This is a genomic window from Paraburkholderia sp. SIMBA_027 (assembly GCF_046535315.1).
GTDB classification, from domain to species: Bacteria; Pseudomonadota; Gammaproteobacteria; order Burkholderiales; family Burkholderiaceae; genus Paraburkholderia; species Paraburkholderia tropica.
Genome location: NZ_JAWRWY010000014.1, coordinates 35,602 through 51,088, shown reverse-complemented (window position 1 = coordinate 51,088; position 15,487 = coordinate 35,602). Strand labels below are relative to the sequence as shown.

Sequence of the window (15,487 nt, the reverse complement as noted above, 5' to 3'; positions counted from 1 at the left end):
CTCACTGCGCCAGCGTCTTCGCCAGCGCCGCGAGCAGATTCGGACGCTCGGGATCGGCGTCGGCGAGCAGCACGATTTCGCGCTCGTAGGCCGCGCCCGGCAGCGCGATCACGCGGCAGTCGCCCACGAAACGCTCGATGCCCGACCAGCGCGGCACGAGCCCGACGCCCATGCCGTCGGCGACCAGCATCGCGATGGCTTCGAGCGCATCGAGGTCGCACAGCACGGCGGGTTCCTTGCCCTGATCGGCGAGCCAGCGCGTGGCGAAGCGCCCGCCCCACGCGTTCGGGTCGTAGCGGATATAGGGGCGCTCGGCCAGCAGCGCGAGCGGCGTGCCGCGCGCTTTCTTCGGCGCGAGCATGACGAGCGGTTCGCGGCGCAGCGCGGTGGCGCGCACGGTTTTCGGCAGGTCGAACGGCGGCGCGACCGTGATGGCGGCGTCGATCTGGCCGGCCTGCAACTGCTGGAACAGGCTCTGCGAGGTGCCGGGCGCGATCGCCAGCCGGGCTTTCGGTGCGTCGCGCGTGAGCGCACGCAGCGCGGCCGGCAGCATGCCGGTGAGCGCCGTGGAGATCGCGCCGACCCGCAGCGTGCCGCTCAGGCCGTCGCGATCGGCGTCGCCGCCGAGCAGCGCCGCCTCGCGCACCAGCCGGCGCGCGCGCGGCAGCAGTGCGAGACACGCGGGCGTGGGCTGGGCCGTGTGGCCGCGCCGCGACAGCAGCGCAAAACCGAGTTCGCGTTCGAGCGCCTGCACGCGCTGGCCCATGGCCGCGGCCGTGACGTGCTCGGTGCGCGCGGCATCGGCGATCGAACCGCAATCGACGATGGCGATCAGGCTCTTGAGGTAGCGCGTCTCCAAAAGTTTTCCTTTCGATGCATAAAAAAATCCATGCTATCTCTTTTGAAGTGGCGCTGCTACGCTCGGCTTCATTCTTCGCCCCGATTACTCGAACACCGAAACACTGGAGCGCTCATGCACACCGCTTTTCACCTCGCGTATCACGTCCGCGATCTTGACGCCTCGCGCGCTTTCTACGGCGATCTGCTCGGCTGCCGCGAAGGCCGCAGCACGGAAACGTGGGTCGATTTCGACTTCTTCGGCCATCAGATCTCGCTGCATCTGGGCGAGCCGTTTCCGGTGACGAACACGGGGCGCGTCGGCGATCACTGGGTGCCGATGCCGCATCTGGGCCTCGTCATGGACATGCCCGACTGGCGCGCGCTCGCCGACCGCCTGAGCGCCAGCGGACTCGAATTCGTGATCGCGCCGACGTTGCGTTTCGAAGGCCAGCCCGGCGAGCAGGCCACCATGTTCTTTCTCGATCCGTGCGGCAATCCGATCGAGGTGAAGGGCTTCGCGAATCTCGGCAAGGTGTACGCGAAATGAGGCGCGTGCTGCCGTTCATCGCCAATCCCGAGTACGCGTTCACGGCGCCATGGCTCGCCGCGTTGCAGGCGGCGATGCCGCAGGAAACGCTCGTCGCGCTCGACGACATGAGCGAGGCCGAGCGCGCCGGATGCACGGTGGCGATCGTCGCGAATCCGCGTCCGGAGGATCTGCGGCGGCTGCCGAATCTGCGCTGGGTGCATAGCGTGTGGGCGGGCGTCGAGCGCCTCGTCGCCGATCTCGCCGACATGAAGCTGCAAATCGTGCGCCTCGTCGATCCGCAACTCGCGGACACGATGGCCGAAGCCGTGCTCGCGTGGACTTTTTATCTGCATCGCGACATGCCGCGCTACGCGGCGCAGCAGGCGGCGCGCGAGTGGCGCGCGCAGGATTACGTGCGCGCGCAGGACAAGACGGTGTCGCTGCTCGGGCTCGGCGCGCTCGGCGAAGCGGCGGCGCGGCGTCTGCTCGCGGCGGGTTTCAAGGTGCGCGGATGGAGCCGCACGCGCAAGGCGATCGACGGCGTGCAGTGTCATACGGGCGAGGACGAACTCGGCGCGATGCTCGCGCAGACCGATATCCTCGTCTGCCTGCTGCCGCTGACGCCGCAGACGGCGGGGATCGTCGATACGCAGGTGCTGGCGCAATTGCCCGCGCACGCGTCGCTGATCAACTTCGCGCGCGGCGCGATCGTCGACGATACGGCCTTGCGCGCGGCGCTCGAACGCGGGGCGCTCGCGCATGCGGTGCTCGACGTGTTCGCGGTCGAGCCGCTGCCCGCCGATAGCTGGCACTGGGCGCATCCGCGCGTGACGGTGCTGCCGCATATTTCCGCGCCGACCGATCGTTCGACGGCGTCGCGCATCGTGGCGGCCAACCTCGCGGCGTATCGCGAAAGCGGGGCGATTCCGCCCTGCGTGGATGCGGCGCGCGGGTATTGAACACTGGCGAGCGTCGGTGTAAAGCGCAGCGGGCCGGTCAAAGCGGAGACTTCGACCGGCCCGCTGTGCGTTCGCTGTTTGCTGTTCGCTTCCGTTCGCTTCCGTTCGCTCCCGGCGCGCTTAAGCGCGCGCTTCCTTTTCCATCGGCACGATCACGCGCACCCACAAACCGCCTTCCGGGTGATCGCCGATCTTGAGCTTCGCGTTGCACAGCCGCGCGAGGCGGCGCACGATCGACATGCCCATGCCCCAATGCTTGCCGAGGCCGAGCGTCGAGGCCCGCGCCGCGCGCGCGGCGAGTGACGGCGCGGCCAGCGCGCCTTCGTCGGGCAGACTCGCGCCGACGCCTTGCCCGTGATCGCGCACGCTTAAGGTCCACGAACGCGGGCCGCGCGCCGTGCAGATTTCGACGGGCGGCGCGCCGTGCGCGAGCGCATTGCCGACGAGGTTGTCGACGAGACGCACGAGCGCGGTGCGCGGCAGTTCGAACGCCTCGCCGGCATTGAGGTGCAGCACGATGCGCGCGTCGCTGGTGTTCGCGCCGAAGATGAAGCGGTCTTTCAGATACGCTTCCACGCCCACGGGCGCATGATCCGCGCCGCCGCCCACCGTTTCGACGAACTGGCGCGCGAGGTCCTGAAAGAGATCGATGTCCTCGACCAGCGCAACGCGCAGATGCCAGCGCGCGCCGTTCGTCGCGTAGGCGCGCAGCCGCGCCGCGTGCGATTCGATCTGGCGAAGGAATGCGGGGAAAAACGTCGAGCGGTCCTGATCCGCGCCGCTGCGGCGGCACAGCAGATCGCCCAGCGCGCGGGCGACGCCGTGCAGTTCGCGCAGGCGGCCGTCGAACGAAGGCGGGGCTGATAACAAAGACGAGGATGACGACGAGGACGCATCGCCCGCCGTGGTCGTGGGACAGCGGACCGCCGCGCGCAAGGCCGCCGTCAATGCGTGCAGATCGTCGCGGATACGGCGCAGCCACCAGGCGCGCAGCGCGAGCAGAAACGCGCACACCGCGAGCGCGAGCACCGCGAAACGCGCGACGAAGCGCGCATCGATCGAGCGCGCGAACGCCTGCATGCAGGAGATGGCCGCCGTGCAATGCGCATCGGCATCGCTGCCGACAGCGGCGAACGCGGCGTCGGCTTCCCAGACGGCGTCGCGCAGATGCGGTTTCACGCGCGCACGCAGATCGACGATGTGCGGACGGATCGACACACGCGGTGCAATGCCGTGCGCGCTCTCGCTCGAAGCGGCGAGATCGGCGGCGGGATCGTCCTGCCACGCGGCGGGCGCGCCGGACGCCTGTTCGAAAGGCGCGTCGCCGGACATGAACGGCGCGTTCGCGTCGAGTTGGCGCAAGCCCACCTGCACCAGCATCAAGGACGCAATCGATAGCAGCACGATCCGGACAAACAAGGCGGTCACCCCTTTTTTATTGACATCGATCTTCGGGTTGACGCCGTGACGTGCCCCCCTGAAGTAGCCGCTTTTTGAGCTATGACCGTATTGTCCGCGACGCGCGGCGATTTAAATTCAGCGAAAAGCGTGGTGATCGGGCTCTTTTTCGTCGGCGAAATGCCGTTAATAACGGATGAGGGCGATTCCGATGAGGCAATTGAACGGTTTCGGTAAGCCCGTCGTCAGCCGCGAAGCGGGCCGCGCCGAGCCGGCGCCGCGCCCGCTTCGGGCTTTAACGGCCCGCGATCAGCTTGCGCCGCGCGGCCTTCACGCGGGCGAGGCGTGCCTCGTCCCAGTCGTAGAAGCCCGCGCCGCTGCGCACGCCGACGCGTCCGGCGGCCACTTTCTCGCGCAGCAGGTCGATCACGCCTTCGTCCTTGGCGAGTTCGGGCATCAGATGCGAGGAGATATCGACGAAGGTGTCGAGCCCGCCCATGTCCGCGCCCTCGAACGGACCGACGATGCCCCAGCGTCGGCCGAGCGACGCCTTCATCACGCGGTCGACGACTTCGGCGCTCGCCGCGCCCGAGCGCACGATATTGAGCGCCTCGCGCAGCACCGCGAATTGCAGCCGGTTGCCGACGAAACCCGGAATCGACTTTGCGAGCACGACCGGCTCCATGCCGATGCCGCTCATCAGCGACTCGGTGCGCGCGGTGACGTCCGCGCGCGTGGCGCTGCCGGGCACGACTTCGACGAGCGGGATCATGTGCGGCGGATTCCAGAAATGCGCGATCACGAAACGCTCGGGCGCGGGCAGCGCGCTCGCGAGCAGATCGGGCTCGAAGCCGCTGGTGTTGCTCGCGAGGATCGCATCGGGCGCGAGCACCGCGCCGAGTTGCGCGTAGAGCCGATGTTTGAGTTCGAGCACTTCGGGCACGGCTTCGAAGACGAACTGCGCGTGCGCCATGACGTCGAGCGAGACGCTCGTTTCGATGCGCGCGAGCGCGGCGGCGCGCGCGTTCGCGTCGATACGGCCCGCGTCGATCAGTTCGTCGAGCACGGCTTCGGCTTTTGCCGTCACGCCCGCGAGGCGCGCGGGATCGACGTCGTGGACGATGGTGCGCAGACCGTGCAGCGCGCATTGCGTCGCGATGCCCACGCCCATCAAACCCGAGCCGACCACGCCCGCCACGGTGACTGCTGACTGCTTTGTTGCCTGCTCTGATGCCACTGCCTGGTTCATGCCGATCGCCCTCCGGGCCTGAATTTTCTGAATTTTCTGCAAAATCCTTTTGCAGGATCGATTGCTGAAGCGCATGCCGAATGCGCAAGCGTACAGGATTCTTTACCTTAAGCCTGGTGTTCGGGGCAAGCCATCGGTTAAATAAAGCGGAACGAGCGCGCCGTTAAGGTGATGGACATAACCTGAATTATTCTTAATTCATCATGCGGATATTAAAAGCCGATTGTGCATTTGCGCACACGGTTCGATGTCAACCGGGCGTAACGCGTTTGCGATCATGGGTTTACGCCTTGTTGCGCGGTTCGGCGTAATGCGTAGAGAAGAAAAATGGTCGCCGGTAGGTAATTGATCACTGCTATATTTAAAAATCCCCAACCCGAATTTGATCGACATGAGCACGCCCATCGATACACCGACGCCCGAACAAGGCAAGTGCCCGTTCCACGCCGCTGCAAAAACCATTGCCGGCAGCGGCACCGCCAATCTTCACTGGTGGCCCAATCAGTTGCGCGTCGATCTGCTCAATCAGCATTCGCAGCGCTCGAATCCGCTCGGCGAGCAATTCGACTATCGCGCGGAATTCAAGAAGCTCGATTACGACGCATTGAAGGCCGACCTGCGCACGGTGCTGACCGACTCGCAGCCGTGGTGGCCCGCCGACTGGGGCACCTACGCGGGTCTGTTCATCCGCATGGCCTGGCATAGCGCGGGCACCTACCGCATGATCGATGGCCGCGGTGGTGCGGGCCGCGGCCAGCAGCGCTTCGCGCCGCTCAACGCGTGGCCCGACAACGTCAACCTCGACAAGGCGCGTCGCCTGCTGTGGCCGGTCAAGCAGAAGTACGGGCAGAAGATTTCGTGGGCCGATCTGATCGTGCTGGCCGGCAACGTCGCGCTGGAAAGCGCCGGTTTCCAGACGCTCGGTTTCGCGGCTGGCCGCGAAGACGTGTGGGAACCGGATATGGACGTGAACTGGGGCGACGAAGCCAAATGGCTGACGCACCGCGATCCGGAAACGCTCGCGAAGAACCCGTTGTCGGCCACGGAAATGGGCCTGATCTACGTGAATCCCGAAGGTCCGAACGCGAGCGGCGACCCGGCGTCGGCGGCAGCGGCCATCCGCGCGACCTTTGGCAACATGGCGATGGACGACGAGGAAATCGTCGCGCTGATCGCCGGCGGTCACACGCTCGGCAAGACTCACGGCGCGGGTTCGGCGGAGAACGTGAGCACGGACCCGGAAGCGTCGTCGCTCGACGCGCAGGGTCTGGGCTGGCAGAGCCGATTCGGCTCGGGCGCGGGTGCGGATGCGATCACGTCGGGTCTCGAAGTGGTCTGGACGCAAACGCCCACGCAGTGGAGCAATCACTTCTTCGAAAACCTGTTCAAGTACGAGTGGGTGCAGACGCGCAGCCCGGCGGGCGCGATCCAGTTCGAAGCGAAGGACGCGCCTGAGATCATTCCCGATCCGTTCGACGCGTCGAAGAAGCGCAAGCCGACCATGCTGGTCACCGATCTCACGCTGCGTTTCGATCCGGAATTCGAAAAGATTTCGCGCCGCTTCCTCGGCGATCCGCAGGCGTTCAACGAAGCGTTCGCACGTGCGTGGTTCAAGCTGACCCATCGCGACATGGGGCCGAAGGCGCGTTATCTCGGTCCGGAAGTGCCCGCGCAGGATCTGTTGTGGCAAGACCCGCTGCCCGCGCCGGTGCATCAGCCGAGTGCGGCCGACATTGCGGATCTCAAGGCGAAAATCGCGGCGTCGGGGCTGTCCGTGAGCGAACTGGTGTCGGTTGCGTGGGCGTCGGCGTCGACGTTCCGTGGCGGCGACAAGCGCGGCGGCGCAAATGGCGCGCGCATCGCGCTCGCACCGCAAAAGGACTGGGACGTGAACAAGGACGCCGTTGCCGTGCTGCCGACGCTTCAGGCAATCCAGCAGGCGTCGGGCAAGGCATCGCTCGCCGATGTGATCGTGCTGGCCGGCGTGGTCGGTGTCGAGCAGGCCGCGCGCGCGGCGGGCGTCGAGATCGACGTGCCGTTCGCGCCGGGCCGTGTGGACGCACGCCAGGATCAGACCGATATCGAGTCGGTCAATGTGCTCGAACCGCGCGCCGACGGCTTCCGCAACTATCGCAGCGTGCAGGACGGTCCGGCGGCGGAAATGCTGCTGATCGACAAGGCGCAGCAGCTTACGCTGACCGCACCGGAAATGACGGTGCTGGTCGGCGGCCTGCGCGTGCTGGGCGCGAATGCGCACGGGAATCGCGACGGCGTGCTGACCGGCAGGCCGGGCGTGTTGAGCAATGACTTCTTTATCAACCTGCTCGATATGGGCACGGCGTGGAAAGCGGCCGATGCGTCGTCGGAACGTTTCGAAGGGCGCGACCGCAAGAGCGCGGAAGTGAAATACACCGGCACGCGCGTCGATCTGGTGTTCGGTTCGAACGCCGTGCTGCGCGCGCTCGCGGAGGTCTATGCGAGCGCCGATGCGAAGGAGAAGTTCGTGAACGACTTCGTCGCGGCGTGGACCAGGGTCATGAGTCTGGATCGATTCGACCTGGTTTAATGGTGAGCCCGGACATCGAGGATGTCCGGGCGCATCGGCATTGCGTGGTTATCGGCATTGTCATCGCATCGCATCGTATCGCGCGCCGTGTCACGGCGTGGCGCGGCGGCGTGCCGACATGCTGGCCGCGTTCATTCCTCCGGCGCCGGAATCGGCCGCGCGTCGCGAGTCATCGTGCGACCGCTGTACCGCATGAATCCGTTTCGCTCTGCAACGCCTGCTCGACATAGTCGATAAAGGCTCGCGCTCGCGCATTCATCGCCGACCGCTCGGCGACGCATGCATAGAGTTCCATCGGCTCGGGTTCGGCGTGGACGGTGCCTTCGTTGTGCGGCTCGAACAGCGTGACCAGCTTGCCGCTGTCGATCAGCGGCTGCGCCACGAAACTCGCGAGCCGCGCGATGCCGCCGCCGTTCGCCGCGATCTGCGCCAGCATGTCGATGTCGTCGCAGACGAAGGCGGGGTTGATCGGCGCGTCGAAACGCCTGCCTTCGCGCACGAATCCCCACGGCAGAAAGCGGCCGTCCGTTGGATAGCGGAACACGGCGCATGCGTGATGCTTGAGGTCTTCGGGCGTGAGCGGCACGCCCGCGCGATCCAGATACGCACGCGCAGCGCAGACCAGAAACGGTCTCGACGCGATGCGCCGGGCGATCAGCCGCTCATCGAGTTGCGCGGCGATCCGGATACTGACGTCGACGCCCTCGAGCCGATGATCGACGGCCCGGTCGGTGCTGATGAGTTCGAGATCGATGCGCGGATACGCGGTCTTGAAGCCCGGCATCAGCGGCGCGAGCACGTGGCGGCCGAACGCCGCCGTGGTGGCGACGCACAGCGCGCCGTGCGGCTGCGCCTCGGCCGTGGCGACCTGCGAGGCGAGATCGATGTCGCCGGGAATATGGCGGACCCTGGCGTAATAACGCGCGCCGCTTTCGGTGAGCGCCATGCTGCGCGTCGTTCGCGACAGCACGCGCACGCCCAGGTGCGTTTCGAGCCGCGCGATGCTCTGACTCACGGCCGCCGCGCTCACGCCTTGTGCGCGCGCCGCCGCCGCGATGCTGCCGGTTTCCACGACGCGGATGAAGCAGTTGATCAAGCCGAGAATGTCCATTGCCCTGTGTTCAGTGTTTTATGTCTCTTGTTTTACGTCGCGCTGATCGGTCATTTCGTAAATTTTACTTAAAAATGAATCAAGCGCTGGACGGCTGGGCACGTATTCGCGGCCTTGTTACGCTGGCGATCCGTTAACCAGCCCACAAGAACGAGGTCGCATTCATGCCAGCCGGAACGCCGCAAAACCGCCGCATTCGCTTTCCCATCTCGACGACGCCTTATGTCTTTGCGCTTTATATGGCGACGATCATGGCGTTTCTGATGTGTCTCGTGATTACCGTCGCCGAATTCGGCATTGACGGGCATTACATGGAAAATGTGATGAATGCGTATCGGGTGGCGATGCCGTCGGCGTTTATTTGCGTGCTGATCGTGCGCCCGATCGTCGCCCGGCTGGTGGCGTGGACGGTGCACGCGCGTTGAGGCTGCGCGCTCGCCGCCGCCGCCTCGACGCCGTACAAAACCATACAAAAACGCCGCGTCAATCCGGCGCTTGCTGCGTCACTCTCACGAGCGACCAGTCGTAACCGAGCGCCTTCACGCGTTCGCGCAGGCTGTCGAGCAGCGCGGACGACGGGTGGGCCGCGCGGGTCAACACCCACAGATAACGGCCCGATGGTTCGCCCACGATCGACCAGTCGTATGCGTCGCCGTGATCGAGAATCCAGTAGTCGCCGTAGAACGGCCCGAAGAACGACACCTTGAGCTTGGCGTTCGTCGCGGCATCGACGACCTTGGCCTTGCCGGTCGATTCGTGTTCGTCACCCGTCACGCCGCCTTTGCGGCCGCGATTGACGACCTTTACCGTGCCGTTTTCGTTGAGCGAGTAGTCCGCCGTCACCGCATCCATGTCCTTTTCGAACGAGGCTTCGTAGCGGAACTGTTCGTACCAGCGGCCCATGTATTTCGTCAGGTCGACGGATCGGGCGGGCTCGGGCACGGCGCGATTACCGACCGGCCCCGGACGCGGTATGTACGCGCAGGCACCGAGCAATAGCGCGGCGCCGGCGAGTGCGGTAACGAGAATCTTCTTTCGCATGCAGGTGATCTCCGATGATAGTGGCGGCATTCTCGCTCGGCGGGCGCGGACCCGCAGCGAGCAAGACACGCCCCGACATACAGGCTGTTGTCCAGGCGACGATGCATTCATTCAAACCAACACGCGGTTGAAGCAAAGCTCGGGCCATGCTGCGTCGCGGCGTGCGAACGCGCGGTTTCGAGCCGTTGCCCGCGGCTTCCTGTGGGCGGCCGCTACCGCGCGATGAGGCCGATGTAATCCTGGCGAGCGTCGGCTGAAATTTTTTACCGCGAACGCGCCCGTCTCGGGACCGCCCGTCTCGGGACCGCTTCTTGCGTCACGCGAGCGAGGCGAACGTTCGACCTCGACAGGGAGCAGGCAGGCGTGATCCATTCCTCCGATCTGATTGTGGCGCGCCCCGAAGGACTATATTGCCCGCCCGGCGATTTCCATATCGATCCGTGGCGGCCGGTCGAGCGCGCCATCATCACGCACGCGCACGCGGACCACGCGCGCAGTGGCCACGCGCGCTATCTCGCCGCGCAGGCGGGGCTCGGCGTGCTGCTTGCGAGGCTGCCGGGCATCAGCGTGCAGGGCGTGCGTTACGGCGAAGCGGTCGAGATCAACGGCGTGCGCGTCTCGCTGCATCCGGCGGGACACGTGCTGGGTTCGGCGCAGGTGCGCGTCGAGCACGGCGGGCGCGTGTGGGTCGCGTCCGGCGATTACAAGGTCGAGCCCGATCCGACCTGCGCGCCGTTCGAACCGGTACGCTGCGATACCTTCATCACCGAATCCACGTTCGGCTTGCCGATCTATCGCTGGGAGCCGTCCGCCGATATCTTCGCGGGCATCGACGCCTGGTGGCGTCACAACGCCGCGGCGGGCCGCGCGTCGGTGCTGTTCTGCTACGCGTTCGGCAAGGCGCAGCGCGTGCTCGCGAGCGTCGATTGCGGCATCGGCCCGATCTTCTGCCACGGTGCGGTCGAAACGCTGAACCGCGCGTATCGCGAGGCGGGCGTCGCGCTGCCGCCGACGCGTCTCGTCAGCGAGATCGCGGCGCGCGACAAGTCGGCGTTCAGGGAAGCGCTGATCGTTGCGCCGCCCTCGGCGCAGGGCAGCGCGTGGATGCGCCGCTTCGGCGATTACAGCGATGCTTTCGCGTCCGGCTGGATGCGCGTGCGCGGCATGCGGCGGCGGCGCGGCGTCGATCGCGGCATGGTGCTGTCGGATCACGCCGACTGGCCCGGTCTGCAACAGGCGATCGGCGCGACGGGCGCGCAACGCGTGATCGTCACGCATGGGCAGATCGAGCCGATGGTGCGCTGGCTCGCGTCGCAAGGGCTCGACGCGGGCGCGTTCGCCACCGAATACGGCGACGAGGCGATCGAAGCCGGTGCCGCCGATCGCGCCGCCGACGCCGACGACAGCGCCGCGCCCGACGCCGCGAGCGCGCAGCCATGAGACAGTTCGCGGCCCTCTATACGGCGCTCGACGCCACGACCTCGACGAACGACAAGCTCGACGCGTTGCTGAGCTATTTCTCCGCCGCCGAACCCGAGGACGCCGCCTGGGCCGCGTATTTTCTGGCCGGCGGCAAGCCGCGCCAGGCGGTGCCGACGCGCGTGCTGGTCGAGTGCGCGCGCGACCGGGCGCGGCTGCCCGACTGGCTGTTCGAGGAGTCGTATCAGGCGGTGGGCGATCTCGCCGAAACCGTCGCGCACGTGCTGCCGCCCGCGACGCGCGAAACGGAGCTGGGTCTCGCGCAATGGATCGAGCAGCGCGTGCTGCCGTTGCGCGGCAGCGATCCCGCCGATCTGTGCGCGCGCCTGACGCAGTATTGGGACGAACTGAACTGGAGCGAGCGTTTTCTGCTGACCAAGCTGATCGGCGGCGGCTTTCGCGTGGGCGTGTCGCGGCAGCTTGTCGTGCGCGCGCTCGCGCGCGTGGCTGGCGTCGATCACAAGCGCATCGCGCAACGCATGGTCGGCTGGACCGATTCGCGCCAGGCGCCCAGCGCGGCCCGCTATCTGCGTCTGATCGCGCCGGCTGCCGAAGGCGACGACGTCGATACGCCGCACGAGAGCGACGTCGGCTTGCCGTATCCGTTCTTTCTCGCGCATCCGCTCCAGAGCGATCCCGCCACGCTGGGCGCGGTCGCGGGGTGGATCGCCGAATGGAAATGGGACGGCATTCGCGCGCAGATCGTCAAGCGCGCGGGGCGCGTGTGGATCTGGTCGCGCGGCGAGGATCTCGTGACCGAGCGCTTTCCCGAGCTGGCTTCGCTGGGCGAGGCGCTGCCCGACGGCACCGTGATCGACGGGGAAATTCTCGCGTGGGAGCCGGGCGCGACCGCGCCGCTGCCGTTCGCGCGGCTGCAACCGCGCATCACGCGCAAGACGCTGACCCGCAAAGTGCTCGCCGATTCGCCGGCCGCGCTGCTCGCCTACGATCTGCTGGAAGAGCACGGCCGCGATCTGCGCGGCGAGCCGCTCGACGCCCGCCGCGCGCGGCTCGATACGCTGGCGCGGACGATGTCGGCGACGCTGGCGCTCGATCTGCTGCGCGTGTCGCCGATCGTCGAGGCGCCGGACTGGCCCGCGCTCGCCGCGCTGCGCGAGCAGAGCCGCGCGCGCGGCGTGGAAGGGCTGATGCTCAAGGAGCGCGCGTCGATGTACGGGGTGGGGCGCACCAAGGCGTCGGGTACGTGGTGGAAATGGAAGATCGAGCCGTATTCGATCGACGCCGTGCTGCTCTACGCGCAGCGCGGTCACGGTCGTCGCGCGAGTCTCTACACCGATTTCACCTTCGCGGTCTGGGACGAGCGCGACGGCACGCGCACGCTTGTGCCGTTCGCCAAGGCGTATTCCGGCCTGACCGACGAGGAAATGCGCAAGGTCGATGCGGTCGTGCGCAAGACGACGGTCGAGAAGTTCGGTCCGGTGCGCAGCGTGACGCCGACGCTCGTGTTCGAAATCGGCTTCGAGGGAATCCAGGCGAGTCCGCGCCACAAATCGGGCATCGCCGTGCGGTTTCCGCGCATGCTGCGCTGGCGCACCGACAAATCGATCGACGACGCCGACACGCTCGACATGCTCAAAGGCTTTCTGAGCGAGGCGCGACCATGAGCGCGCCGAATAACGCAAATGCGGACGCCGACGCGGACGCCCACACTGACGCCGACGACAGCCCCGAAGCCGCGCCGCGCAAAGCGCGTCCGCGCCGCATCCCGCGTTCGCGCGCGGCGCAGGAAAAACTCGACGCGGCCAGCGCCGACGCGTTCACGCCCGAGCCGTTCGCCTACGACGCGCACGCCGCGCAGACGCCGATCGAGACGCGCATCGCGCAGTGGTTCGCGGCGCAGGGCTGGCAGCCGTTCGCGTTTCAGCAGACGGTCTGGCGCGAGATCGCGCGCGGCGCGAGCGGCCTGCTGCACGCGACGACCGGCGCGGGCAAGACGTGGGCGGTGTGGATTGGCGCGCTGGCGGCGTGGTCGACGGCTTCGGTTTCGGCATCGCCGGCTTCGGCGTCTTCGCCGGGAACCGCGCGGCGTGCGCCGTTGCCCGCGCCGCTCACGGTGCTCTGGATCACGCCGATGCGCGCGCTCGCCGCCGATAGCGCGCGGGCGCTACAGAGCGCCGCCAAAGCGCTGGGCGCGCCGTGGACCATCGGGCTGCGCACGGGCGACACCTCGTCGACCGAGCGCGCGCGGCAGAACCGCCGCATGCCGTCGGCGCTCGTCACCACGCCCGAAAGCCTCACGCTGATGCTCACGCGCGCCCAGGCGCGCGAGGAGCTGGCGCATCTGCGGCTCGTCGTGGTCGACGAATGGCACGAGCTGCTCGGCAACAAGCGCGGCACGCAAACGCAGCTCGCGCTCGCGCGCCTCACGCACTGGCGGCCCGAACTCCAGGTCTGGGGGCTGTCGGCGACGCTCGGCAATCTCGCGCTCGCACACGACGCGCTGCTGCATGGCGTGCGCACGCCGCGCGTGAACGTGCGCGGCGCGCAACCCAAAACGCTGATCGTCGATACGCTGATTCCCGCCACCATCGAACGCTTTCCGTGGGGCGGCCATCTGGGCACGCGCCAGGTGGGCGCGGTCGCCGCCGGCATCGACGCGGCGCAAAGCTCGCTGGTGTTCACCAACACGCGCTCGCAGGCCGAAGCCTGGTATCGGTCGCTGCTCGAACTGCGGCCCGAGTGGGCCGGGCTCATCGCCTTGCATCACGGCTCGCTCGACAAGTCGGTGCGCGACTGGGTCGAATCCGGGCTGAAGCACGGCCGCCTGAAGGCGGTCGTCTGCACGTCGAGTCTCGATCTCGGCGTGGACTTTCTGCCCGTCGAGCGCGTGTTTCAGATCGGCTCGCCCAAAGGCGTCGCGCGGCTGATGCAGCGCGCGGGGCGCTCGGGCCACGCGCCGGGCCGCGTCTCGCGCGTGACCATCGTGCCCACGCATGCGCTCGAACTGGTCGAGGCGGCCGCCGCGCGCTGGGCCATCGGCGAGCGCCGCATCGAAGGCCGCGACATGCCGGTCAAACCTTTCGACGTGCTCGTGCAGCATCTCGTGACGGTGGCGATCGGCGGCGGTTTCACGCCGGGCGCGCTCTATGACGAGATTCGCAGCGCCTACGCGTATCGCGATCTCACACAAGCCGAATTCGACTGGGCGCTGACCTTTGTCGAACGCGGTGGCGCGTCGCTCGGCGCGTATCCCGACTATCACCGCGTCGCGGCGGACGCCGACGGCGTCTATCGCGTGCCGCGCGACGACCTCGCGCGCCGCCATCGCAACAACATCGGCACGATCGTCGCCAACTCGACCATCGACGTGCGCTTTCTGTCGGGCGGTCGCATCGGCGCGATGGAGGAATCGTTCATTGCGCGCCTCAAACCTGGCGACGTCTTTACGTTCGGCGGTCGCGCGCTCGAACTCGTGCGCGTGCGCGACATGACCGCCTACGTGAAGCGCGCGAATTCCTCGCGCGGCGCGATGCCGCAATGGGCGGGCAGCAAGATGCCGTTGTCGTCCGAACTGGCCGACGCCGCGCTCGTGATGCTCGCGCGCGCCAGCGACGGCATCTACGACGAACCCGAAATGCGCGCGATCCAGCCGTTGCTCGAACTCCAGGCGCGCTGGTCGGCGCTGCCCGGACCGGGCGTGCTCGTCGCCGAAAGCGTGCGCACGCGCGAAGGCCATCACTTTTTTTGCTTTCCGTTCGCGGGCCGCATGGCGCATATCGGGCTGGGTGCGTTGATTGGCTGGCGCGTCGCGCGCGACCAGCCGAGCACGTTTTCGATCTCGGTGAACGACTACGGCTTCGAACTGCTGTGCGCGCAACCGTTCGACTGGCAGGCGCTGGTCGACGACGGCCTGTTCTCCGCCGCCCATCTCGAAGACGACATCCTCGCGAGCCTCAACGCATCGGAACTCGCCGCGCGACGCTTTCGCGAGATCGCGCGCGTTTCGGGGCTGGTTTTTCAGGGACATCCGGGACAGCAAAAGAGTGCGCGCCAGTTGCAGGCGTCGAGCGGACTGTTCTACGAAGTCTTTCGCCGATACGACAGCGCGAACCTGTTGCTCACGCAGGCCGATCAGGAAGTCGTGCGGCAAGAGCTGGAGTTCGAGCGTATCCGCGCGGCGCTCGCGCGCATGAGCACAAGCCGCTTCGCGCTCGCGCGGCCGCCGAGGCCGACGCCGTTTGCGTTCCCGCTGATCGTCGCCCGCCTGCGCGAAAAAGTGACCACCGAGCATCTGGCCGATCGCGTCGAGCGCATGCTCGCGGAACTCGAAACCGCCGCGCGTCGCGCCGACTGA

At 67.2% G+C, this 15,487-nt stretch carries 12 protein-coding genes; 7 read left to right on the top strand and 5 right to left on the bottom strand.

Going from position 1 to position 15,487, the window contains the following annotated elements:
* Position 1: 1 nt before the first annotated feature.
* Complete coding sequence (locus SB764_RS25520) at positions 2-859, bottom strand: LysR substrate-binding domain-containing protein (protein ID WP_410865416.1); 858 nt, start codon at positions 857-859, stop codon at positions 2-4.
* A gap of 114 nt (positions 860-973) precedes the next feature.
* Here SB764_RS25520 and SB764_RS25515 point away from each other — a divergent pair, with 114 nt between their 5' ends.
* The gene (locus SB764_RS25515) at positions 974-1,387 is read left to right on the top strand and encodes a VOC family protein (RefSeq protein ID WP_065059664.1); all 414 of its coding nucleotides are present in this window, start codon (positions 974-976) and stop codon (positions 1,385-1,387) included.
* Complete coding sequence (locus SB764_RS25510) at positions 1,384-2,328, top strand: 2-hydroxyacid dehydrogenase (RefSeq protein ID WP_110327668.1); 945 nt, start codon at positions 1,384-1,386, stop codon at positions 2,326-2,328. The genes SB764_RS25515 and SB764_RS25510 overlap by 4 nt, the downstream gene beginning before the upstream one ends.
* Before the next feature lie 120 nt (positions 2,329-2,448).
* Here SB764_RS25510 and SB764_RS25505 read toward each other — a convergent pair whose 3' ends face one another.
* A complete protein-coding gene (locus SB764_RS25505; protein WP_321919981.1) occupies positions 2,449-3,732 on the bottom strand; it encodes an ATP-binding protein in 1,284 nt (427 codons plus the stop codon).
* A 289-nt stretch (positions 3,733-4,021) separates the two neighbouring features.
* A complete protein-coding gene (locus SB764_RS25500) occupies positions 4,022-4,975 on the bottom strand; it encodes a 3-hydroxyacyl-CoA dehydrogenase family protein (RefSeq protein WP_074985235.1) in 954 nt (317 codons plus the stop codon).
* Positions 4,976-5,366: 391 nt separating this feature from the next.
* On the opposite strand from SB764_RS25500, the gene katG reads away from it, so the two are divergent.
* Complete coding sequence (katG, locus tag SB764_RS25495; protein ID WP_410865413.1) at positions 5,367-7,541, top strand: catalase/peroxidase HPI; 2,175 nt, start codon at positions 5,367-5,369, stop codon at positions 7,539-7,541.
* A 169-nt stretch (positions 7,542-7,710) separates the two neighbouring features.
* Here the strand turns inward: katG and SB764_RS25490 are convergent, their stop codons facing one another.
* The gene (locus tag SB764_RS25490; RefSeq protein ID WP_176081102.1) at positions 7,711-8,652 is read right to left on the bottom strand and encodes a LysR family transcriptional regulator; all 942 of its coding nucleotides are present in this window, start codon (positions 8,650-8,652) and stop codon (positions 7,711-7,713) included.
* Positions 8,653-8,816: 164 nt separating this feature from the next.
* Between SB764_RS25490 and SB764_RS25485 the strand changes: the two genes are divergently transcribed.
* Positions 8,817-9,077 carry a DUF2798 domain-containing protein gene (locus tag SB764_RS25485; RefSeq protein ID WP_183039792.1) on the top strand — a complete coding sequence of 87 codons (261 nt, stop codon included), beginning with the start codon at positions 8,817-8,819 and terminating at the stop codon, positions 9,075-9,077.
* Between the two features lie 58 nt (positions 9,078-9,135).
* Here the strand turns inward: SB764_RS25485 and SB764_RS25480 are convergent, their stop codons facing one another.
* Positions 9,136-9,693: a lipocalin family protein gene (locus tag SB764_RS25480; protein ID WP_065059659.1), complete on the bottom strand. Its 558-nt coding sequence runs from the start codon at positions 9,691-9,693 to the stop codon at positions 9,136-9,138.
* Positions 9,694-10,056: 363 nt separating this feature from the next.
* On the opposite strand from SB764_RS25480, the gene SB764_RS25475 reads away from it, so the two are divergent.
* From SB764_RS25475 to SB764_RS25465, 3 genes are read left to right on the top strand one after another with little or no spacing between them, the layout of a single operon-like run.
* Positions 10,057-11,133, top strand: coding sequence for a ligase-associated DNA damage response exonuclease (locus SB764_RS25475; protein ID WP_336751242.1), 1,077 nt, complete (start codon positions 10,057-10,059; stop codon positions 11,131-11,133).
* Entirely contained in the window at positions 11,130-12,797 is a 1,668-nt protein-coding gene (locus SB764_RS25470; protein ID WP_183039789.1) for an ATP-dependent DNA ligase, read from the top strand. Before SB764_RS25475 ends, SB764_RS25470 begins: the two co-directional genes overlap by 4 nt.
* Positions 12,794-15,487, top strand: a complete 2,694-nt coding sequence (locus SB764_RS25465) for a ligase-associated DNA damage response DEXH box helicase (RefSeq protein ID WP_410865410.1) — start codon at positions 12,794-12,796, stop codon at positions 15,485-15,487. The genes SB764_RS25470 and SB764_RS25465 overlap by 4 nt, the downstream gene beginning before the upstream one ends.